The sequence below is a fragment of the Roseibium sediminis genome (genome assembly GCF_008711325.1).
GTDB lineage: Bacteria > Pseudomonadota > Alphaproteobacteria > Rhizobiales > Stappiaceae > Roseibium > Roseibium sediminis.
In genome coordinates this window covers 1-21,723 of record NZ_VXDB01000019.1, presented here as the reverse complement: position 1 = coordinate 21,723, position 21,723 = coordinate 1, and the positions used below count along the sequence as shown (strand labels likewise).

22 protein-coding genes and 1 tRNA gene are annotated in these 21,723 nt (G+C 57.1%); 6 read left to right on the top strand and 17 right to left on the bottom strand.

Annotated elements, in window-relative coordinates:
- Positions 1-3: 3 nt before the first annotated feature.
- The 6 genes from tgt to gyrA all read right to left on the bottom strand — a co-directional run bounded on the left by tgt (position 4) and on the right by gyrA (position 6,873).
- On the bottom strand, positions 4-1,155 hold the full coding sequence (gene tgt, locus F0155_RS17425; RefSeq protein ID WP_150525827.1) for a tRNA guanosine(34) transglycosylase Tgt: 1,152 nt from the start codon (positions 1,153-1,155) through the stop codon (positions 4-6).
- Positions 1,156-1,172: 17 nt separating this feature from the next.
- The gene (gene queA, locus F0155_RS17420; RefSeq protein ID WP_150525826.1) at positions 1,173-2,240 is read right to left on the bottom strand and encodes a tRNA preQ1(34) S-adenosylmethionine ribosyltransferase-isomerase QueA; all 1,068 of its coding nucleotides are present in this window, start codon (positions 2,238-2,240) and stop codon (positions 1,173-1,175) included.
- Between the two features lie 168 nt (positions 2,241-2,408).
- Positions 2,409-2,882: a peptidylprolyl isomerase gene (locus tag F0155_RS17415; protein WP_150525825.1), complete on the bottom strand. Its 474-nt coding sequence runs from the start codon at positions 2,880-2,882 to the stop codon at positions 2,409-2,411.
- A 42-nt stretch (positions 2,883-2,924) separates the two neighbouring features.
- Entirely contained in the window at positions 2,925-3,464 is a 540-nt protein-coding gene (locus tag F0155_RS17410; RefSeq protein ID WP_150525824.1) for a peptidylprolyl isomerase, read from the bottom strand.
- 48 nt (positions 3,465-3,512) lie between these two features.
- On the bottom strand, positions 3,513-4,013 hold the full coding sequence (coaD, locus tag F0155_RS17405; protein WP_150525823.1) for a pantetheine-phosphate adenylyltransferase: 501 nt from the start codon (positions 4,011-4,013) through the stop codon (positions 3,513-3,515).
- A gap of 145 nt (positions 4,014-4,158) precedes the next feature.
- Positions 4,159-6,873: a DNA gyrase subunit A gene (gyrA, locus tag F0155_RS17400; RefSeq protein ID WP_244303540.1), complete on the bottom strand. Its 2,715-nt coding sequence runs from the start codon at positions 6,871-6,873 to the stop codon at positions 4,159-4,161.
- Positions 6,874-7,173: 300 nt separating this feature from the next.
- Here gyrA and F0155_RS17395 point away from each other — a divergent pair, with 300 nt between their 5' ends.
- Positions 7,174-7,812: a MarC family protein gene (locus F0155_RS17395; protein WP_150525821.1), complete on the top strand. Its 639-nt coding sequence runs from the start codon at positions 7,174-7,176 to the stop codon at positions 7,810-7,812.
- Between the two features lie 11 nt (positions 7,813-7,823).
- Here the strand turns inward: F0155_RS17395 and F0155_RS17390 are convergent, their stop codons facing one another.
- Positions 7,824-8,189 (bottom strand): hypothetical protein, encoded by a 366-nt coding sequence (locus F0155_RS17390; RefSeq protein WP_192913835.1) that lies wholly within the window; start codon positions 8,187-8,189, stop codon positions 7,824-7,826.
- Between the two features lie 157 nt (positions 8,190-8,346).
- Here F0155_RS17390 and F0155_RS17385 point away from each other — a divergent pair, with 157 nt between their 5' ends.
- Positions 8,347-8,673, top strand: coding sequence for a TraR/DksA family transcriptional regulator (locus tag F0155_RS17385; RefSeq protein WP_150525820.1), 327 nt, complete (start codon positions 8,347-8,349; stop codon positions 8,671-8,673).
- 6 nt (positions 8,674-8,679) lie between these two features.
- Here the strand turns inward: F0155_RS17385 and F0155_RS17380 are convergent, their stop codons facing one another.
- From F0155_RS17380 to guaA, 6 genes are all read right to left on the bottom strand, one after another.
- Positions 8,680-9,192, bottom strand: a complete 513-nt coding sequence (locus F0155_RS17380) for a hypothetical protein (protein WP_208999339.1) — start codon at positions 9,190-9,192, stop codon at positions 8,680-8,682.
- Positions 9,193-9,224: 32 nt separating this feature from the next.
- Entirely contained in the window at positions 9,225-9,701 is a 477-nt protein-coding gene (locus F0155_RS17375) for a GNAT family acetyltransferase (protein WP_208999338.1), read from the bottom strand.
- A gap of 82 nt (positions 9,702-9,783) precedes the next feature.
- Positions 9,784-10,452 carry a phytanoyl-CoA dioxygenase family protein gene (locus tag F0155_RS17370; protein ID WP_150525819.1) on the bottom strand — a complete coding sequence of 223 codons (669 nt, stop codon included), beginning with the start codon at positions 10,450-10,452 and terminating at the stop codon, positions 9,784-9,786.
- 17 nt (positions 10,453-10,469) lie between these two features.
- A complete protein-coding gene (locus F0155_RS17365; protein ID WP_161599829.1) occupies positions 10,470-11,246 on the bottom strand; it encodes a TylF/MycF/NovP-related O-methyltransferase in 777 nt (258 codons plus the stop codon).
- Between the two features lie 171 nt (positions 11,247-11,417).
- On the bottom strand, positions 11,418-12,203 hold the full coding sequence (locus F0155_RS17360) for an FkbM family methyltransferase (protein ID WP_150525817.1): 786 nt from the start codon (positions 12,201-12,203) through the stop codon (positions 11,418-11,420).
- 73 nt (positions 12,204-12,276) lie between these two features.
- A complete protein-coding gene (guaA, locus tag F0155_RS17355) occupies positions 12,277-13,827 on the bottom strand; it encodes a glutamine-hydrolyzing GMP synthase (protein ID WP_150525816.1) in 1,551 nt (516 codons plus the stop codon).
- 261 nt (positions 13,828-14,088) lie between these two features.
- Between guaA and F0155_RS17350 the strand changes: the two genes are divergently transcribed.
- Positions 14,089-15,201, top strand: coding sequence for a tetratricopeptide repeat protein (locus F0155_RS17350; protein ID WP_150525815.1), 1,113 nt, complete (start codon positions 14,089-14,091; stop codon positions 15,199-15,201).
- 9 nt (positions 15,202-15,210) lie between these two features.
- On the opposite strand, the gene F0155_RS17345 is transcribed toward F0155_RS17350, so the two are convergent.
- The 4 genes from F0155_RS17345 to F0155_RS17330 all read right to left on the bottom strand — a co-directional run bounded on the left by F0155_RS17345 (position 15,211) and on the right by F0155_RS17330 (position 20,462).
- The gene (locus F0155_RS17345) at positions 15,211-16,503 is read right to left on the bottom strand and encodes an RsmB/NOP family class I SAM-dependent RNA methyltransferase (RefSeq protein ID WP_150525814.1); all 1,293 of its coding nucleotides are present in this window, start codon (positions 16,501-16,503) and stop codon (positions 15,211-15,213) included.
- A 49-nt stretch (positions 16,504-16,552) separates the two neighbouring features.
- Positions 16,553-18,055, bottom strand: coding sequence for an IMP dehydrogenase (gene guaB, locus F0155_RS17340; protein ID WP_150525813.1), 1,503 nt, complete (start codon positions 18,053-18,055; stop codon positions 16,553-16,555).
- 173 nt (positions 18,056-18,228) lie between these two features.
- Positions 18,229-18,930: an RlmE family RNA methyltransferase gene (locus F0155_RS17335; protein ID WP_150525812.1), complete on the bottom strand. Its 702-nt coding sequence runs from the start codon at positions 18,928-18,930 to the stop codon at positions 18,229-18,231.
- Complete coding sequence (locus F0155_RS17330) at positions 18,927-20,462, bottom strand: Ppx/GppA phosphatase family protein (RefSeq protein WP_425299984.1); 1,536 nt, start codon at positions 20,460-20,462, stop codon at positions 18,927-18,929. Before F0155_RS17330 ends, F0155_RS17335 begins: the two co-directional genes overlap by 4 nt.
- Positions 20,463-20,939: 477 nt before the next feature.
- On the opposite strand from F0155_RS17330, the gene F0155_RS17325 reads away from it, so the two are divergent.
- The 3 genes from F0155_RS17325 to F0155_RS24120 all read left to right on the top strand — a co-directional run.
- Positions 20,940-21,013: transfer RNA gene (locus F0155_RS17325), tRNA-Gln, on the top strand.
- Between the two features lie 112 nt (positions 21,014-21,125).
- The gene (locus F0155_RS17320; protein ID WP_342212483.1) at positions 21,126-21,479 is read left to right on the top strand and encodes a DUF6538 domain-containing protein; all 354 of its coding nucleotides are present in this window, start codon (positions 21,126-21,128) and stop codon (positions 21,477-21,479) included.
- A gap of 51 nt (positions 21,480-21,530) precedes the next feature.
- Positions 21,531-21,723, top strand: a 193-nt coding sequence (locus tag F0155_RS24120) for a transposase (protein ID WP_425299983.1), incomplete at its 3' end; no start/stop codon positions are given.

Below are 21,723 nucleotides of genomic sequence, written 5' to 3'. Positions count from 1 at the left end.
CGATCAGAGCGCGTCGATATCCCCCTTTGCCCAGTCCGCCTTGGTCTTGAGCCGGAAGTCCTCAAAGGTTCCGGCTTCGATGGCATCTCGCATGCCTTTCATCAGGAACTGGTAATAGGCCAGATTGTTCCAGGTGAGCAGCATGCCAGCCAGACCTTCGCCGGCCCGCACCAGATGGTGCAAATACGCGCGGGAATATGTGCTCGTTGCCGGGCAATCGCTCTCCTCGTCAAGCGGACGATGATCCTCCGCATGACGGGCATTCTTCAGGTTCACCTTGCCAAAGCGGGTATAGGCCAGTCCGTGCCGCCCGGCCCGCGTCGGCATCACGCAGTCAAACTGGTCGATCCCGCGCGCGACGCTTTCCAGCAGATCATCTGGTGTCCCGACGCCCATCAGATACCGCGGCTTGTCGGTTGGCATCACCGGTGTGGTGACTTCCAGCATCCGCAGCATAACCTCCTGCGGTTCCCCGACCGCCAGTCCGCCAACGGAAAAACCTTCAAACGGCATCTCGCGCAGGCGTTCTGCTGACTGAACCCGCAGTTCGGGAACGTCGCCGCCCTGAACAATGCCATAAAGCCCCTGCCCCTTTGACGGCCCGTCCATTTTTTCGAACTGCACCCGCGAGCGCTCCGCCCACCGCAAGGAAAGCTCCATGGCCCTGCGAACTTCTTCCGGCGGTGACGGCAATTTGATGCACTCGTCCAGCTGCATCTGAATGTCCGAGCCCAAAAGCCCCTGGATTTCGACGGAGCGTTCCGGTGTCAGGTGATATTTCTGGCCATCGATATGGCTTTGAAAACGGACGCCGTCCTCGTCCAGCTTGCGAAGCTGCGCAAGGGACATGACCTGAAACCCACCGCTATCGGTCAGGATCGTATGCGGCCAATTCATGAACTTGTGCAAACCGCCGAGGCGGGCAACACGTTCCGCGCCTGGGCGCAACATCAGGTGATAGGTGTTGCCGAGCACCACTTCAGCACCAAGTTCGCGCACCTGTTCAGGATACATGGCCTTGACGGTTGCCTGCGTCCCAACTGGCATGAAGGCCGGTGTCTGAACGGTTCCGTGCGGCGTGGTGATTTCGCCGCGGCGAGCCATCCCGTCCGTGGTCTTCAGCTTGAATGCGAACTTCGGTGTTTCGGTGGACATGGAATTTCCTTCAGCGGCTACACAGTTTTCGGGAAAAGCAAGGACGCGTCGCCGTAGCTGTAGAACCGGTATTCTTTTTCAATTGCATGAGCATAGGCCTGACGCATTTCGTCAAGCCCAGAGAGCGCCGAAACCAGCATGAACAAGGTCGAGCGCGGCAGATGGAAATTCGTCATCAACGCGTCGATCGCCCGAAACCTGTAACCCGGCGTAATGAAGATCGATGTCTCGCCGGAAAATGCCTCAAGACCCTTCGGACCCTGCGCGGCGCTTTCCAGAATGCGCAAGGACGTGGTGCCAACGCTGACAACCTTGTTTCCCCGAGCCTTTACAGCCTGCAGTGCGGCGGCGGTTGCCTCGCTCACCTCACCCCATTCCGCATGCATCTGGTGATCAGCCGTATCGTCCACCTTCACCGGCAAAAAGGTTCCGGCCCCGACATGCAATGTCACCCGGTGCTGCTCGATCCCGCGATCATCTAGCGCTTTCAGGAGTTCAGGAGTGAAATGCAGGCCAGCGGTGGGAGCAGCAACCGCCCCATCCTTTTCTGCAAACATGGTTTGGTAGTCTGCCTTGTCCTGCTCGTCCTCACCGCGCTTTTGGGCGATATAGGGCGGCAATGGAACATGGCCGACAAGCGCAAGTGCTGCATCGAGGTCCGCACCAGAACAATCAAAGACGAGGAGAACATCACCAAGCGGCGACTTTTCTTGCGCAACCGCAGTTAAGCGGGCATCGCCATTTTCAAAAACCAGCGTATCGCCAAGCTGGACCTTCTTGCCGGGTCTTACAAACGCCTTCCAGCGATCTCCGCCGGTTCGCATGTGAAGGGTCGCACTGATCCCGGCCTCAATGTTCCCGCGCACGCGTTTGCCTTCCAACTGCGCTGGAATAACCTTCGTGTCATTGAACACCAGCGCGTCGCCGGGCTCCAGAAACATGGGCAGATCCCGAACGCCACGATCAGCCAGAAGGTCTCCCGCGCCCGGTTGCACGACTAGCATACGGGCGGCATCGCGTGGGCGCGCTGGCCTGAGCGCTATCCGTTCATTGGGCAGGTCAAAGTCAAATTCATCAACGCGCATTGGCTGATATGGGTCCGATTGAGAGGGTCAGGAAAGTCGGCAAGGTGGCCGGATGGTTCGCAGGCTTTTAGTCTTCTGCACTGACAGGGTCAATTCGCGGAAGTGCCAAAATAGAAACGGGCGCGAATGCACAAAGCACCCGCGCCCGGATCAGGAAATCGAAGCCGATCAGGCTGCGTCAGCCGCAACTTTCAGGGAAACGATCTTGTCCGGATTGGAGACCGGCTCGCCGCGCTTGATCTTGTCGACATGCTCCATGCCTTCAAGAACCTTGCCCCAGACCGTGTACTGGCCATCGAGGAAGGAAGCGTCGCCGAAGCAGATGAAGAACTGGCTGTCACCGGAATTCGGATCCATTGCACGGGCCATGGAACACACACCGCGCTGATGGCTTTCCTTGTTGAACTCGGCCTTCAGCTTCTTGCCGGAACCGCCAGTGCCGGTGCCGTGCGGACAGCCGGTTTGAGCCATGAAGCCGTCAATGACGCGGTGGAACACGATGCCGTCATAAAACCCGTCGCGAACCAGCTCCTTGATGCGAGCAACATGGTTCGGAGCAAGGTCCGGACGCATTTCGATGACCACTGCACCTTGCGTGGTTTCCATCAGCAAGGTGTTTTCTGGATCCTTGATATCAGCCATGGGGTCTCCCAGTCTTATTTGTGCCTAGCGGCAGTTGGAATATCAGCTCGCGTCTGCCGCAACCTGCATCTTGATGATCTTGTCCGGATTTGCCGGCGGTTCGCCGCGGGTAATGGCGTCGATATGCTCCATGCCGTCAACCACTTCACCCCAAACCGTATATTGTCCGTTCAACCAGCCTCCATCTGCAAACATGATGAAGAACTGTGAATTCGCGCTGTTCGGGTCGCCCGCACGGGCCATACCCAGCACTCCGCGCTTGAACGAAGCGTTGGAGAATTCTGCTTTCAGGTAGGGCTCGTCGGAACCGCCCATTCCCGTTCCGGTCGGATCGCCCGTCTGGGCCATGAAATTGTCGATGACCCGATGAAAGATGATGCCGTCATAGAACCCTTGGCGAGTCAGCTTCTTGATCCGCTCGACATGGTTCGGAGCAAGGTCCGGACGCAGCTTGATCGTTACCCGGCCATCTTTCAGATCCAGATAAATCGTGTTCTCCGGATCGAGATTTTCAGCACTGGCAGACATGGGCGCAACAAGCAGCGCAGCCAGCATAGCCAAAACAGTAAAAATGCGTGACATGGTCACTCCATTGATATGTGTAGTCCTATATGCCCCGCGCCTCGCGTACTACGCGGACGCCCGCTCCCGCAAGGGGGAGACAACGCATGGCGGAACAAAGGCGGTGATATCACCACCCATCTTCGCAATTTGCCGCACCAGAGTCGCCGTAATATGACGAACCGAAGGAGACGCGGGAAGAAAAACAGTCTTGATCCTGGGGCCCAAAGTTCCGTTCATTCCGGCCATCTGCATCTCGTAATCGAGATCAGTGCCATCACGAAGGCCACGTACCAGATAGGCAGCGCCAAGATCTGCCGCAATATCGACCACCAGATTTGAAAAGGAAATTACCTCGATCCGGTTGGCTTCCTTGGAACCAAAGGCCCCTTGGGCTGCCTGATGGATCAACTTCACCCGTTCCTCGAAGGAAAACAGGGGCGCCTTGCCCGGATGAATGCCAATTGCCACAACGACCTTGTCAGCAAGCGCTAGCGACTGGTCCAGAATGTCCAGATGGCCATTCGTGACCGGATCAAAGGAACCGGGATAAAGCGCAATTCTTGTCATGACCAATCAATACTCCGGCCTTGAAGCAGCGGCAACCCGGTGACCGACAACAAAAATCTGCCGCCGAACCTGACCACCCGTCTCATACGAAAGCGGCGCAGGGTGCCCCGCGCCGCAAATTGTCTCGTTGCTTTAGTGAGAGGTCTTAGCTGTCACCATCGGGAGCCGAGGCTTCTGGAGCATCGCCCTCACCGCCATTGGCTTCGCCTTCGCCCGTGATCTCACCGTCAGCAGCTTCGTCCTCGTCTTCATCGACTTCGCTGATGCGCTCAACGGCAACGACATTCTCGTCATCTGCAGTCTTGAAGACAATGACACCCTGAGTGGCGCGGCCGGCAATGCGAATGCCGTCCACCGGACAACGGATCAGCTGACCACCATCGGTCACCAGCATGATCTGGTCGCTCTCATCAACCGGGAAGGACGAGATCAGATGCCCGTTTCGGTCGTTGACCGCCATGGCCGTGATGCCCTTGCCGCCACGACCGGTGACACGGTACTCGAACGACGATGTCCGCTTGCCGTAGCCATTCTCGGAGATAGTCAGGATGATCTGCTCTGCAGCACTCATCTCTGCATAACGCTCCTGGCTCAGTTCACCTGCGGTCACACCTTCCTCGTCGGTCGACGCATCATCCGCCTCGCCGCGCATTGCACGGGAGTATTTCAGATAGGCTGCACGTTCCTCGGCACTGACATCGATGTGGTGGAGGATCTGCATGGAGATGATCTTGTCTCCGTCCGCCAGCCTGATGCCACGAACACCAACCGAGTTCCGGCCCGCAAAGACACGGACATCGTCAACCGGGAAGCGAATGCACTGGCCCGCTGCTGTCGTCAGCATGACGTCGTCATGTTCAGAGCACGTATCGACCCCAACGATGCCGTCGCCGTCTTCCAGCTTCATCGCGATCTTGCCGTTTCGGTTGATCTGCGTGAAATCGGACAGCTTGTTCCGACGCACGGTGCCGCGCACCGTGGAGAACATAACATCGAGGTTTGCCCAGCTGTCCTCATCCTCCGGCAACGGCATGATGGAGGAAATCTGCTCACCCTGCTCAAGCGGCAGCATGTTGATGAGTGCTTTGCCACGTGAGGTCGGTCCGCCCAGGGGCAGACGCCAGACCTTCATCTTGTAGCAGATGCCACGCGACGAGAAGAACAGCACCGGCGTGTGGGTATTGGCAACAAACAGACGGGTTACAAAATCCTCGTCCTTCGTCGCCATGCCCGAACGGCCCTTGCCGCCTCGGCGCTGCGCGCGATAGGTCGCCAGCGGAACGCGCTTGATATAGCCGCCATGGGACACGGTCACGACCATGTCCTCGCGCTGGATCAGGTCTTCGTCATCAAAGTCCGCGCCGCCATCGACAATCTCGGTCTTGCGCGGTGTCGCGAACTCTTCCTTGATCTCCAGCATCTCGGTGCGAATGATTTCCTGGATCCTTGCGCGTGACCGCAGGATATCGAGGAAATCGGAAATCTCGGCGCCGATCTTGCTGAGTTCGTCCGCGATTTCGTCGCGGCCAAGAGCCGTCAGGCGTTGCAGGCGCAAATCGAGGATCGCACGAGCCTGCTCTTCGGAGAGCTTGTAGGTGCCATCCTCCTGAACCATGTGCCTTGGATCATCGATCAGGCGGATCAACGGCTCAATGTCGCGCGCCGGCCAATCCCGTTCCATCAACTGCGCTCTTGCCGTCGATGGATCCGGAGCTGTTCTGATCAGGTGGATCACTTCATCAATATTGGCGACGGCAATGCCCAAGCCTACCAAGATATGCGCGCGATCGCGAGCTTTCTTCAGAAGGAATTTCGTTCTTCTTTGAACAACTTCCTCGCGGAAGCTCACAAACGCCTTCAAGACGTCCTGAATGTTCATCTGTTCCGGCTTGCCGCCGTTCAGAGCAACGATATTCGCCCCGAAAGACGTCTGCAGCTGTGAATAGCGGAACAGCTGATTGAGAACGACATCCGGAACGGCATCGCGCTTGAGTTCGATCACGACACGCATGCCGGACCGGTCGCTTTCATCGCGAATATCGGAGATGCCTTCAATCCGCTTGTCGCGAACAGCCTCGGCGATCTTCTCGATCATCGTGGACTTGTTCACCTGGTACGGGATCTCGGAAACGATCAGCGCATTGCGATCCTTGCGGATCTCTTCAACTTCGACCTTGCCGCGCATGACGATGGATCCACGGCCGGTTTCAAACGCCGAGCGGATGCCGGAGCGACCGAGAATGATACCGCCGGTCGGGAAATCCGGTCCCGGAACGATATCCATCAGTTCGGCGATCGTCATCGCCGGGTTTTCCATGAGCGCAATGGCTGCGTCGATCACTTCACCCAGGTTGTGCGGCGGAATGTTCGTCGCCATACCGACGGCGATGCCGCCTGCCCCGTTGACCAGAAGGTTCGGGAACTTGGCGGGAAGAACGACCGGTTCGCTTTCGGAGTTATCGTAGTTCTCCTGAAAGTCGACCGTATCCTTGTCGATATCGTCCAGCAGCTTGTGCGCCACCTTTTCCAGACGACATTCGGTGTAACGCATCGCAGCCGCGCGATCACCGTCAACGGAACCGAAGTTGCCCTGCCCGTCAATCAGCGGCAGTCGCAGGGAGAAATCCTGCGCCATGCGCACAAGGGCATCGTAAATCGCGCTGTCGCCATGAGGGTGATATTTACCCATGACGTCACCGACCACGCGGGCCGACTTGCGATAGGGCTTGTTCCACTCATAGCCATTCTCGTGCATCGAGTAGAGAATGCGGCGATGCACTGGTTTGAGACCATCACGAACATCGGGAAGAGCACGGCTCACGATCACGCTCATCGCGTAATCGAGATAGCTGCTCTTCATTTCATCGACGATCGAAATGGGCTTGATATCCGACGGTAGGCGACCCGTCGGCGTGCTGTTGTCCTGATCGGTCAAGGAGACGACTCATTCTTTGTTCTAGCTGCCCGCATTTATAGCCGATTCAGCCCGTTCAGCCAAATTTGAAGCTGAAATAAACAAGCTTTTTTCCTTAACGTTTTCAATTACTTGAAATCGAAAATATCAGAACTGAAAGAAGTACACAGACGAATTCGCTCGACCAGCGCCAAGGAGCCGTTAAAACGGCAGAGAAACGCTGGAGAAAGCGACCGCGATATGGCCATGTTCGACTATTACATAAACGCCTTTGCGACCCTGTTCGTTACCATCGATCCGGTTGGTCTGGCCCCCATGTTCCTTGCCCTGACAGCAGGCATGTCGCAGGCCAACAGACGACGTGTGGCGGTTCGCGCAACATTGACAGGCGGCGCCATTCTGGCCGTTTTCTATCTCACGGGGCAGACGTTCCTGAACGTGCTCGGCATCTCGGTTTCTGCATTCCGGATCGCAGGCGGCATCCTGCTTTTCCTGATCGCCGTCGAAATGGTGTTCGGCAAGCGTCAGGCACGCAAGGCTCAGACTGCAGAAAAAGCTGCCGAGACCGCTGAACAGGAACATCGCTCAATCCAGGAACTGGCCGTCTTTCCACTCGCCATCCCGCTCATCGCAGGCCCTGCGGCCATTTCGGCGATCATCCTGCTGTCAGGCGAAGCTCCCGATACCATCACCTATGCGGGCTTGGGCCTCGTAATCGCGACCATCGTTGCGGCCTGCCTTGGATCATTCCTTCTTGCAGACAAGATCGAACGCCGTCTGGGTGACACCGCGCAATTGATCATCACCCGCCTTCTCGGCGTCATCCTCGCGGCCCTGTCCGTGCAATTCGTAGCTGACGGTGTCCTGACGCTTATTCGCGGCTGAAGAACCAGAAGCTATCGGTTGAGGTCAACGCGATAGGTCTCCGGTGCGAAACCGTGGACTGTGTCCCTCGCGCGGATGACCACATGGTCCAACCCTTGCGGAATGACAATACCCGACTGTGTCCGTGTAAATGGCTGTTCGTCCACATGCGGGTGGGCCAGAACCCGCTCGCCCAAGACCGTGCCATCCGGGGCCAGAACCTGCCAAAGATCCGCATAGTGATCCCATCCGGTGTCCCCGTGACGAAGTGTGACCGCAAATCGCCAGGTCTCTCCCGACTGCTGCGCTTCGGCCCCGACAATCTCGACGTCACCGGCAAGCGCACCCGCCGTGGAGATCATCAAAGCTGCAAGCATTCCAACACTGCGTGAAATCATCTTTGCCCTCGCCAAAAATCGTCTGAGGTCAGTTTCTCAAGTTTGCCGCTGACATGACAATCACTTGCCTGTCAGCGTGCTCGTTACGTGAACCAGAATGCCAGATTTGCCAAGCAAGTTCCCGCGCAGTCATACTGGCGTCCTGGAGGACAAGCTCATGACACTGGCAGAGCGCAAGACCCAACTGTTGAAACTGAAAGAAGACCTGAACGACCTCCGGGAGATGTCTGAAGACGCGAGGGCACCTGTCATCCTCGATCAACAATCGGTCGGACGGTTGTCCCGAATGGACGCCTTGCAGGGGCAAGCCATGGCCGAGGCCACAGAGCGCCAGCGTCAAGCCGATCTGGTTCGGATCGAAAATGCCCTCCGCCGCATCGAGACGGGCGACTACGGCTTTTGCCTTGAGTGCGAGGAGGAGATCCCGGAAAAGCGGCTGGATATCGATCCTGCCGCAGCGCTTTGCGTCCGGTGCGCCGGCTAGAGAACCTCAGACATAGCCTCTGAGCGATTTCAGAAAGCTGCCCACTTCGCCGCACACCCGGTCGATGGGAAACGCCTCAAACGTGTCTTCCGTCCAGTCGACTGCAGGATTGAGGGTCTCGATCAAGCCATCAAGCTGTTCACGATGCCCGCCAGCGAGCGGCAACTGACCGGCGGCTTGAAGAAGGACCAGCTGTTCGTGGATACGGCGCAGAACGGAAAGCGCCGCTCCCATGCGATGGACAAGCGAGGGATCATTTCGCCAGTCACGACCTGCAAAAACATCCTGCGTCACCCGTTGCCCTGCCCCGTGACACGTGTAGGAAATGCAACCTTTGAAGCCGAGTTCAGCGCGGCCATCAAAGATGCGGCAGCCATTGTTGGCCATGAGGTTGGGACAGGCCTCGCCTGCTCCCTTGTCGATCCCAAAGGATTCCGAGCGATCAAATGCGAACACCACACAACACAAGGCGGCGCAGTTCGAACAGTCAGGTTCCAGGGATGGCAAGGAATTTGTCACCAGACTAACCGGCGAACGAATTTGGCATGTGACTATCCCTTTGGCCCATCCACAATCAACCGTTTGCCATAACTCAACGCATCATCCTGCGTATAGCCATTTGCAAGGTAGTAGGCGATGGCCTTGTGATTGTCCGAGCGGACCTGAAAGTTGATCTTGGGACATCCAAGGGCGAGAAGTGCAGTTTTTCCGTGCTCCAGGAGGATCTTGGAATATCCCTTGCCCTGATGGTCTGGATGAACCGCGAAATAATTCAGCCAACCCCGGTGTCCGTCGTATCCGAACATGGCAGATGAAATCACTGCGCCGCCCAGCTCCCCCACAAAGAACAAATCCGGCTGAAAGGACACCTTGCGCTGGATATCGAGATGCGGATTATTCCACGGTCGGGTCAACCCGCAAGCCTGCCAAAGGCCAACAACCGCATCCGTATCCCGTTCTTCAAATATCCGCACATGCATGGCGCAAATCTCTCCGTTCACCGCGCTTTTCGGGAACGAGCAACGCATCGCGACCTGCTCCCCGAAACAGCGAAACGAAGTTTCTAACCCGTCTCCGTCACATGTGGAAAGAGAAATGCACCTGCAATCGTCAGATCAGGCGACGGTCGGAAGCTCTCAGGAGAAAGGTCAGCCGAACGAGACTGGAACTGTTGATGCCGGATCTGTGACGTCGCAGAAAGTCGAAAACAACCGTGTCGCCGAAGCGCGTCTCTCCATAAACGACTTCCTCAGGCTCCGGACATTCCACCCGGAAAAAACGCTTGTTCTCCTCATCCATATATCTCGACGCATGGGGCATCGGTTCCGTTTCAGCCTCGGCGGAGAGAACCAGCGCCCCGTTTTCAGGTGCCGTATCGTGGAGATAGGTAGAGAGAACAATGCTTTCGACCGAGCAGTCCCCTTTAGGCAACCAGTAATCCAGTTCCTGATGCCACGGCAAAAGCATCTTCGTCTTGTCTTCCTTGAACGTATCCGGCAAGTCGACCCGAAAATGTGGAAAGACGATTTTGACCTGATCGGGCTCAATTTGCAGGCTTTCAGCAGCCATGGACACCCAGCCTTCGTGCTGGACAAGCTCCTTGAACCGGTCAGACGCGATAATCGCATCCTGTATTTCGGCCGCTGCATTTCGCCCGCCGGACTGAGCTGCCATCAATCTTTCTGAAAAGACCTTGTGGTCCTCTGCGTCCATCATGGAGAACACAAGCGCCTGCAGGTCGTGCAAAGCTTCCTGATCGGAAAAAGAACGGATTTCCATTCGCGAAACTCCTTCTTCTAAAGCCTCACATAGGCGGCCATCGATGCTTCCTTCACGCGGCGGAGCTCAATCGTCTCCAGCCCGATCGCTTCCATCACAGCAAGGGTTTCGCCCGGATAGTCCGCATGATTCAGCTCGTCGAAGATGATGATCGAGCCTTTGGCCATACGTTTTCGAACAGCCCTCAGCACATCCAGTGTTGGCTTGTAGAGGTCAAGGTCCATGTGAAGGAGGCCGATGACCGTCGCCGGATTGCGTTCCAGATAGGCAGGCAGCGTCTGGCTGATGTCGCCCTTCTCCAGAAAGACCTTCGGAATGTTGCCGATCATCCGGTTCTGGTCATAGAACCCGATGGCAGCTTGTAGATAGGCATGGCTGTCATAAGCCAGTCCGCCCGCCTTCATGTGTTTTGCACCGGAGCTCATGTCCTGCTCGGATGGCGGGGTAAAGCCCTCGAACGTATCGAAGCCAACAATCTTGCGCGTGTAGTGATGCGGCTCATAGATCGACGAGAAATGCGCCATTGCCATGAGGAACTCACCACCGGCGACACCGCACTCGAAAATGTCTCCCGGAATATCCTCGATCAGTTCCCAGTAGCGCAGGGTTTCAAGAAACCGCGTCACCCGCTGTCGGGGCGAAAACACTGGAAACGTGTCCACGAACCGGTCAGGTGACAGACCGCAAGTCGCAAAATAGTCGAGACGTTGTTCATACCAGCTCAACTGTGAAGCGGTGTTCCGGCTCGTCTCTATATTGTCGATGGTTTTTTCCGGTCGGCTGCTGTCCGCCATGCAGGTCTCCTTCGACATGAGGTCATCGCAAAAAAGGCATAGCGGCTCACCGATCCGAATCTGCCAAGCAGAAACAACCTTAACGAGAATGACCGTGATATCGAGCACCGTTTGACGTTAAGTCACAACAGATCGAAGCACCGAGGTTTGAAAGGGTTGCGGATTGGAGGTTCAGCTGGTCGCTGATTGATGAATATACCAGTCATCCACGATCTCGAGGGTTTCAAATACCCGGCGGTATCCCTTGGAGGCCAGAAGATTGTGAATGCGTTCCCTGTTTTCCGTGAAATTATGCTCACACGTGATCAGGCGAATGTCGTACTTGGAAAAATCGAAGGCATTGAGGATATCTAGCTCGGACCCTTCGGTGTCGAGTGAAAGGTAGTCGATCTCACGTGGCGCGTTGTGATCCCTCAAAAGGTCGTTAAGAGATACTGTCTCAACGTCGTAAGTCGTCCCGCCAAACCGGCGCGCGTGAGAATGCCGGTCCTTGTCCGCCAGATGTTCCATGGTTGATAGCTCGCCGACCAGAGCCTCGCGAAAGGCAAGCTTCGCACCGCTTTCCTTCCAAACACAGCGCGTATCAATCTTGGCCGTGCGGTTCTGTTCCAGAGCAGTGCTCCAGGAACGTGCTGGCTCGGCCAGAATGCCCGTCCAGCCGAATTCTTTTTCCAGAAGATGCGTGTTGGAAAAATCGACGCCGTTTGTGGCTCCGAACTCTACGAAATAGCCGCTTTCCCGGAAATTCAGCTGAGACAGCACAAAGAGGTCCTGGCGAAATTCGGCTTGTGATCGTTCGAGCAGATCAATGCATCTTGAGCGATGCGCCTCGCACACAGCTTTCAAAAAGCGGATATCGGTAATCGACTTCTTGTTGGCTTCGAAATGATCAAGCTTGGACTTGCGGGTAAGCCCGATGTCAAACTTCGCCAAAACATCAATGATGAGCTTTTTCACTCAATAATCCCAATAGAACGATATCCTCCAGCCGCGCGCCCCGCATGTCGCACGGCCTTTAGTCAAATGGGACTTATTCCCACTCGATGGTTCCCGGAGGCTTGGAGGTGATGTCGTAGGTCACCCGATTGATGCCACGCACTTCATTGATGATGCGCGTCGCGGTTTCACCGAGGAACTCGTGACTGAACGGATAATAGTCAGCCGTCATGCCGTCGACGGACGTCACCGCACGAAGCGCACAGGCATAATCGTAAGTCCGGCCATCGCCCATGACCCCGACCGTGCGAACAGGAAGGATCGCGACAAATGCCTGCCAGATATCATCATAGAGGCCGTGCTTGCGGATCTGGTCGATATAGACCGCATCAGCCTGACGCAGAATATCAAGCTTCTCGCGGGTGATTTCACCGGGGCAGCGGATCGCAAGGCCCGGTCCCGGGAACGGATGACGGCCGATGAAATGTTTCGGCAGACCCAGTTCCTCACCAAGGCGGCGAACTTCGTCCTTGAAGAGTTCACGCAGAGGCTCGACCAGTTTCAGGCCCATTTTTTCCGGCAAGCCACCCACGTTGTGGTGGGACTTGATCGTGACGGACGGACCACCAGAGAAGCTCACGCTCTCGATCACATCGGGATAAAGTGTTCCCTGCGCAAGAAATTCCGCGCCATCAATGTCGTTTGCGTGTTTCTGGAACACGTCAATAAACAGGCGGCCGATTGTCTTGCGTTTTTCCTCGGGATCGGACAACCCTTCGAGCGCACCAAGGAACAGCTCCTGTTCGTCGGCATGGATCAGCTGCATGTTGTAGTGATCACGGAACATGGTCACCACTTCCTGCGCTTCGCCGAGACGAAGAAGACCATGATCCACGAAAACGCAGGTCAGCTGATCCCCGATAGCTTCGTGAATGAGGACCGCGGCAACTGAACTGTCGACGCCACCGGACAGTCCGCAGATAACCTTCTTGTCACCAACCTGTTCACGGATCTTGGCAATGGCTTCCTCACGATAGGCGCCCATTGTCCAGTCGCGCTTGCAACCGGCCATGTCGATGAAGTTCTCGTAGAGCTTCCGTCCGTTCGGCGTGTGGTGAACTTCCGGATGGAACTGAACCGCAAAGAAGTTCCGCTCGACATCTGCCGTTATCGCAAAGGGAGCGTTGGGCGAAGTTCCGTAGACCTCAAAGCCCGGAGCAATGGCACTGACGTGATCGCCATGGCTCATCCAGACCTGTTCCCGACCTTCAGAGAACCATCCATCAAGCAGAGGCAGGTCGTGTACGGCGGGGCTCACATAGGCGCGGCCAAACTCGGCCGTCTTGTGACCGCGTTCCACTTTGCCGCCCAGCATGTGCATCATGACCTGCTGGCCGTAGCAAATGCCAAGAACAGGAATGCCCTTTTCGAAAATGGAATAGGGAGGACGAGGAGATCCATCATCAATGACCGAAGCCGGACCGCCCGACAGGATGATCGCCTTGGGCGCATAATCCGTCAAAAACGCGTCGGTGACTTTCTGGAACGGGTGAATCTCGCAGTACACATTCAGTTCGCGCAAGCGCCGCGCAATGAGCTGTGTAACCTGGGAGCCGAAGTCGATGATGAGAATGCGGTCTGTCATGGCGAGCTTCTATATCTTTCGCAGAAGAATTTGAACCCGTTTTTTCGCATTGGACATAGCCAATGCCCGCGCGGCTGGCCATCGCCGCTGCGCCAATACGCCCGCTACCCACAACTCTCTTGCCATCTGGCCGCCCTGCCCTTGTACCTTTTGCCGAAAGCTCCGTAGATTGTTGGTGGGATGAGGCAATCTACGATCGCGATTCGCGCTCTCCCGGCATCCGCTTCCAAGAGCGGTGCCCGTGTCGAGTAGGAGCAGTTCATGAACCCCGAAGCGCGCTCACATTTCGACAAGGCGCAAGCCCTCGAAAAAGAGGGCAAGTCGGATGTTGCCCTGACCGCCTATCTCACAGCTCTGGAGCTCGACCCGGAAAATCTGGACATTTCGTATCGAGCGGCAACCTCCATGCTGCGCAACGGGCATCTGGATGAGGCAGCGTCCCAGTTCAGGCGCATCGTGTTCATTGCTCCCGATCATTTGGCGGCACGGGCCAATCTCGGGAATTGCCAGCTTCTTCTTGGCGACCTGGACAATGCCGAGGCGAATTTCCAACAGGTACTGCAATCTTCTCCGGACAACCACAATGCGCTTTTCGGGCTTGGCTGTGTGCGGATGAAACTGGGCAAGGCAGACGAGGCCCGCGATCCGGCAGAACATCTTTTGCAGCTCATGCCGGAAAGCGTTGAAGCCCTGACGCTTTATGCTGAAACGCGCGCACGGGACAAACAGTCATCGGCCGCTGTCGCCGCCTTCAGAAAAGCACTGAGCCTTGACCAACGCTATGTCCCAGCCCTACTTGGCTTGGCTGACCTCCTGACCAAATCCAACCGTGCGAAGGAAGCTGTAGCGCTGGCAAAACGCGCCTGTGAACTGGATGCATCAAACCCGGCGGGTTTCCGGATACTGGGCGACGCCTATCAATTCGACGGCGACCATGACAAGGCCTATTACGCCTATGAAAAGGCCCGCACCCGCGCACCAAAGGACGTTGACCTGATCCTGCGTCTCAGCACTCTCCAGAGAAAACGGAAAAACCTCGATGAGGCCTTGGCACTGGCGCGTGAAGGATACCGGCAGGCCCCGAAGAACAAGGCCGTTGTCAGCGCAATCGGCACCGCACTGACATCACTTGGCCTCAGGTCTGTTGGGCGTGACGTCTTGAAACTTGCAGCTGAAGGCAAGCAGATTGATGACGATGCCTTGCAGCGTATTGACGAATTTCTGAAGAATTCCCGCGCCAAGCAAAAGGCGGCAAAGGACGCTGAAGACGCCTTGAAAGCCGCAGAGGCTGATCGAGAAGCGGATGAGACTGCAGAGCAATCTGCCGACGGAGATACAGAAATCTCCGCCGCAGAATCGAAAGACGAAAACTGACGTCTGAAATCAGGCCGTTTTTTCGAGCAACGCGCAGAAAAAGCCGTCCGTACCTGTTGAAGCAGGCGTCACGAGCACATCACCACGAGCATTGACGTATTTGGGGCCCTTCCGACCCGGGAAGGACTGAGCCCACACATCTGCAGCGGAAACCGAACTGAAATCGGAATGCTCTGTCAGGAACCAATCGATCTGCTTGTCGTTTTCCGTGGGCAGGATCGAGCAGGTGACATAGACGAGCCGCCCACCCGGCTTCACATAGGCGGCGGCCCGCTGAAGCACATTGCGTTGATCTTCAATGCGATCCTGCAAGGCTTTTTCCGTCAAACGCCACTTGGAATCCGGACGTCGGCGCCAAACGCCAGTCCCGGTGCACGGCGCATCCACAAAAACCAGATCCATTGCGCCTTCAAGGTCTGCAAGGTCTGTCGAGGCTGGATCACGAACCTGAATATTGCGAGCCCCTGCCCGCTGCAGGCGCTCATGAATGGGAGCCAGCCTTAGCCGATCCGCATCAAAGGCATAGATTTGACCCTTGTTCTGCATCTGGCCAGCCATGGCGAGGGTCTTGCCGCCGCCACCAGCGCAATAATCCAGGACCTGAAGACCCGGCTTGGCCCCGGACAACACGGATACAATCTGGCTTGCTTCATCCTGAAGCTCAAACCAGCCTTTCCGGTAGCCTTCCTCAGCCTGCACATGCGGCATGCGCAGAGAACCGGGCTTGGGCAGTATGCGAATGCCGGTTTCCGCGATCTCGGTGGACTGCGGCTGCACGTGAGACAGTTTCTCCAGCAGTTTGGCCCGATCGGATTTCAGCAGGTTGGCGCGCAGGTCAACCGGCGCACGGGCAGCAAGCCCCTGCCCTTCGACGATGGCGTCCTCCCCGAAAACTTCGAGAAACAGCGGCCAGATCCACTCAGGCACATCAGAAGCCGCCTGATCGGAAATGGCTGCAGACGCCAATCCTTCCAGCTTGGCCCGCTCCTCATCAGTCAAGACAGCCGGGGAATGACGATCACTGCCCAGTATTTCGTCCAGCTTTCCAAGACCATGGTCCCAGGAAAACATGTAGACGGCCAGAACCAGCAGGCGCGTATCGGACGTGCCGAGACGCGCGCTGAGGCTCGCCTTGTGACGAAGAACGTCAAAGACAAGATTGCCGATGGCCGTCCGATCGCCCGACCCGGCAAAACGATGCTGAGTGCCCCAGTCCCTAAGGGCCATTTGTGCAGGACGGTGGCGATTTTCGATATCATCGAGTACTTCGATCGCCGCTGCGAGACGTCCACCGTCTTTCATGCATGTCTCCTCGCGAAAGGCCGCCCCGCGGCCCCGCGTTACTTGTTACTTAGATATTGGACGGATAGTTCGGGCTTTCACGCGTAATCGTCACGTCATGAGCGTGGCTCTCGCGAAGACCGGCACCGGTAATGCGGACGAACCGCGCACGCTCCTGAAACTCCGGAATGGTTGCGCCGCCGACATACCCCATTGCCGCGCGCAGACCACCAGCAAGCTGATGCAATACGCTGGACAGCGGCCCCTTGTAAGGCACCTGACCTTCAATTCCTTCCGGGACAAGCTTCAGGCTGTCGCGCACTTCAGCCTGGAAATAGCGGTCGGCCGACCCACGCGCCATCGCACCAACAGACCCCATGCCGCGATAGGACTTGTAGGACCGTCCCTGATGCAGATAGACCTCACCCGGGCTTTCTTCCGTACCCGCCAGAAGCGAGCCAACCATGACAACGGAGGCACCGGCTGCAACTGCCTTGGCAAGGTCGCCGGAATACTTGATGCCGCCATCAGCGACGACCGGGATGTCCTGCTTGCTGGCTTCGGCAACGGCCTCAAGGATCGCAGTGAGCTGGGGAACACCAACGCCAGCCACGATACGCGTGGTACAGATGGAACCGGGGCCAATACCGACTTTGACGGCATCAGCACCAGCGTCAATCAATGCCTTGGTTGCTTCAGGAGTTGCAACGTTACCAGCGAGAACCTGTGTTGAGTTGGATGCCTTCTTCACGCGGCTGACCATCTCCAGAACACGAGCCGAATGCCCATGCGCAGTGTCCACCACTAGAAGGTCAACACCCGCGTCAATCAGGCGTTCAGCACGTTCAAAGCCTTCGTCGCCAACGCTTGTGGCAGCTGCAGCCAATAGGCGTCCCTGAGGATCCTTTGATGCATGCGGATTAAGCTGTGCCTTTTCAATGTCCTTGACGGTGATGAGGCCAATGCAGTTCTGGTCATTATCGACAACGAGAAGCTTTTCGATCCGGTTCTGGTGCAAGAGCCGCTTGGCTTCTGCCTGACTGACATTGTCGCGAACCGTGACAAGGTTCTCGCGGGTCATCAGCTCGTAGACCTTCTGATCCGGATTGGACGCAAAGCGCACATCGCGGTTGGTCAAAATACCGACCAGACGACCGGTGTGCTGGCCACCGCTGCCGCCGTTCTCAACGACCGGGATACCTGAAATGCCGTGATTTTTCATCAGGTCCAGAGCGTCCTGCAAGGTCGCATCGGGTCCGATGACCAGCGGGTTCACAACCATGCCGGATTCGAACTTTTTCACCCGGCGGACTTCTTCAGCCTGCTGATCAAGCGAGAGGTTCCGGTGAATGACGCCAATTCCACCTGCCTGAGCCATTGCGATGGCGAGACGCCCTTCAGTAACCGTGTCCATTGCAGAAGACAGGATCGGCAGGTTCAGTTCCAGCTCCTTGGTAACGCGGGACCGCAGATCCACCTGCCCCGGCATGACCTCGGAATGCCCCGGGATCAGCAGGACGTCATCGAAGGTCAGAGCTTCGGCACCGGTCGATGGAACGAAAAAGGAAGCCATTGCCAATTCCCCTTGTTAAAAATAGCTGCAGGGACGCAGGACCCAGGTGGTCTTGCATCCAGTCGAGTCGCTTCGGCGTTGCCGGAGAAGTTGGCGCGGGTCATTAACACGCAGGTGACGGATTGAAAAGGGCCTGACACATATTCAACAGGTCGTCATGGCCAATGCCGCCCTCACTCTTCGGGGTCTATCCCCCGAAATCCCTTCGCAATAACGTAGAGCTCGGGACTTTCCTTGCGGCTTGCAGGCGGTTTGATATGCGCAACCGTCTTGAAATCCCGCTTCAGTTCCGTAAGGAGCTGGTTTTCGGTGCCGCCGCGAAAGACCTTCGCAAGAAATGACCCACCGGGCACAAGATTTTGCTGGGCAAAATCGATGGCGACCTCGAAGAGATGCGTTGTCCTGAGATGGTCCGTCTGACGATGCCCCGTTGTCGGCGCAGCCATATCGGACAAGACCACATCCGGTTTGCCGCCGAGTGCAGCCATGATTGCATCCGGCGCATCGTCGTCCAGAAAATCCTTCTGCAGGAATGCAAGACCGGGCAGAAAGTCCATTTCGAGGTAGTCGATACCCACCACCTTGGGAGCGTCTTGGGTCGATTTCACCTTATCGACGGCCACCTGACACCAGCCACCCGGAGCAGCGCCAAGGTCCACAACGCGATATCCCGGCTTGAGCAACCGGTGCTTTTCATCGATTTCCAACAGCTTGTAGGCCGCGCGCGAGCGGTAGCCGTCCGCCTTCGCCCGTCGCACGTACGGATCATTGAGTTGGCGCTCCAGCCAGCGCGTGGAGGATTCCCGTCGTCCTGCTGCCGTCTTCACCCGCACATGCAGGCCACGGTCCCCGCTGCCCTTTTTCTCTCGGCTCATTGTCTGCCTCTGTTCCGGCTTCCAGCCCTGCGGGATCGACCGGTCTTGCGGTTCCAGACCCCGTCGGCTGCCATCATTTCGGTAAGGATCCCCTCGCGCAGGCCGCGATCGGCCACGCGCAGCTTTGAGCATGTCCAGCGCCTGCGGATCGCTTCCAGGATCGCGCAGCCGGCCAGCACCAGATCAGCGCGATCCGCGCCGATACAGGGGTTTTCCACGCGCTCCTCGTAGGACATATCGCGCAGTTGATCAATCATGGATGAGACCTGATCGTCCGTTAACCACGTTCCATCGACCCGGCGCCTGTCATAACGACGTAGTCCCAGATGGACACCGGCAAGCGTCGTCACGGTTCCCGAAGTGCCGAGCATATGCACTTCGCCTTCGGCGATTGCACGGCTGAGGTCATCTGCCAGATTGAAATGTTGCAAGTGACCAGCAACGTCCTGAACCATTTCCTCAAACACCTGCGGTGTCACATGAACGCCTCCATGGCGTTCGGAAAGGTTCACCACCCCAACCGGCAGTGAAATCCACGAGCGTATGAAACGAGTCAATGCATACCCACGCGCGCCGCAGCGGTTACGAAGGTCCAGCCAGACGATTTCGGACGAACCGCCACCGATATCGAAAAGAAGCACGCCTTCCGCGTTCGGATCTACCAGCGAGACACATCCTGCGACGGCCAAACGCGCCTCGGTTTCCCGGTCAACGATTTCGAGCGCAAGTCCGGTTTCCCGTCGCACCCGGTCAATGAATTCCACACCGTTCTCGGCGGCCCGGCAGGCTTCTGTCGCAATGAGGCGCGAACGCATTACCCCGCGTTCGGCCAGTTTGCGATGGCAATTGGCAAGAGCATCCACGGCCCTGTCCATCGCATCGTTGCCAAGACGGCGGTTGGCGCCGATACCCTCTCCAAGCCGCACAATGCGCGAATAGGCGTCGACCACACGAAAGCCGCGTTCTTCGGGCCGTGCGATCAGGAGGCGGCAATTGTTCGTCCCAAGGTCCAGCGCCGCATAGAGTTCATGCGGATCGATTGCTCCGGCTGAGTGCCGGATACGAACAGGAGCCGCTTCTGCAGAAACAACCGCAGAAGCCTCCGCCGGCAGCGGCGCAGGACGCGGGTGACTACCGACATCAGCGTCCCTGCGGACCTTTGCCTTTTGGCTCTGCCTGCCCTTGCGCCCATCTGCTGACCGCACACCTGCGGGCTTGATCTGGTCCCCGGCATGGGCTGCGACGGGATTGGCCTGATCAGACTCTTGTCCAGCAAGTCTCTTGCGGCGACGACGATTGCGTCGACGTCCAGCTTTCAGACCCTTGGCAGAGATCGAATCGATCCGATCGGCGCCAGCTAAATTGTCTGTTTCACTGTTGGTTTCGCCTGAAGATCCAGATCGCACAGCAGCTGCCGCATCACCAGCAGCCCGGCCAGCGGGAGCACCTTCATGAGCGCCGCCATTGCGCAGTCGTTTCTTCTGGCGGGAGCTCTTGCCACCGCCTTTTCCCTGCTGATCCGCAAATGGCACGGGATTCTGGCTGTCCAATAGCTGCTCTGCTGCTGTTGCAAAGGTCGCTGTTGGCCTCGCCTGTCCCTTCCCGTTTCGCCGGCGTCTCCGCCGCTTGCCTTTGCCCTGCCCCTTACCGGCAGGATTAGTCGCGGACACATCAGGGGCCCGACGCCCATTGGTGGGCGGTTCCTGACCTGACTGAGTCACTTATATGCCTTTCAGCGCGGCGCCAGCTTCTTTCGCTTATCCGAATCCAGCCGGTTCTTCGCGCTCTTTCGTCGTTGGGCAAACTGTAACAGCAAGAACCACCACGGCAAAGCGCTACCTACGCTGACAAGGCAAAACTTTTGCTGCGACGCCGAAGGGCAGTAACCTTTCCAAAAAAATCTTTATCTCGGGAGTTGCGTTTGCAGCCAAACCAGCTATATACGCTCCCACCTCACCGGGCACAGCGCTTCGCTGTCTCAGGATCACCTCCTGACCCGGACTGGCTTTTGGGGAATAGGTTAACGGTAGACCCGCGGACTCTGACTCCGTTAGTCCTGGTTCGAATCCAGGTTCCCCAGCCAAATTTCTGTAAGTCGCTCAATTAATTGACTTTATCACCCCAGCTGGGGCGACATTTTCCATTTGGCACACACGACTGGGACACGCATATGGGTCACCAGAGGTCGTGGGCAAATGGGCATATCGATAAACCTGTCACGAAGAGGCGCAGTCTACTATTGGCGGTGCCGCATTCCTTCGGCCCTTGCAACACGGATTGGTCTGTCTCATCTGAAGATGAGTATGAAGACCCGAGAACCGGATGAAGCAAGGTTTCTTGCCGCACAGCTTAACGCCACTGCCCGACAGGTATTTATGGAAGACACAAAGCACATCTCGAGAAGCCAGCTTGAAGAGCTGTTTCGAAAAAGCTTTCTCAAGCATAAAGAAAAACTCGACCTTCTGGCCGATAGTCAACGAATGTCTGGCACAATGAGTAGCTCAGACGCTCGGCAAATGGACCGGGCTATGGGGCATGCCTACAAGTGACCTTGCCCCGAGATCCCGGACCAGGGGTTAAATTAACCTTTGGAACGGGAGATGCTTATGACGAAGCAAACGAGACGACGGTTCACCCCAGAGTACAAGGAGCAAGCGGTGGCCCGTTTATCCGAGGACGGGGTCACATATGCCAGCCTTGCGTGTGAGCTTGGGGTGACGAGCGGTCAGCTGAAGAGCTGGCACCGTGACGAAGTGCCAGGGCATCTCCAAGGCGGGAAATTCTTGGGCGAGG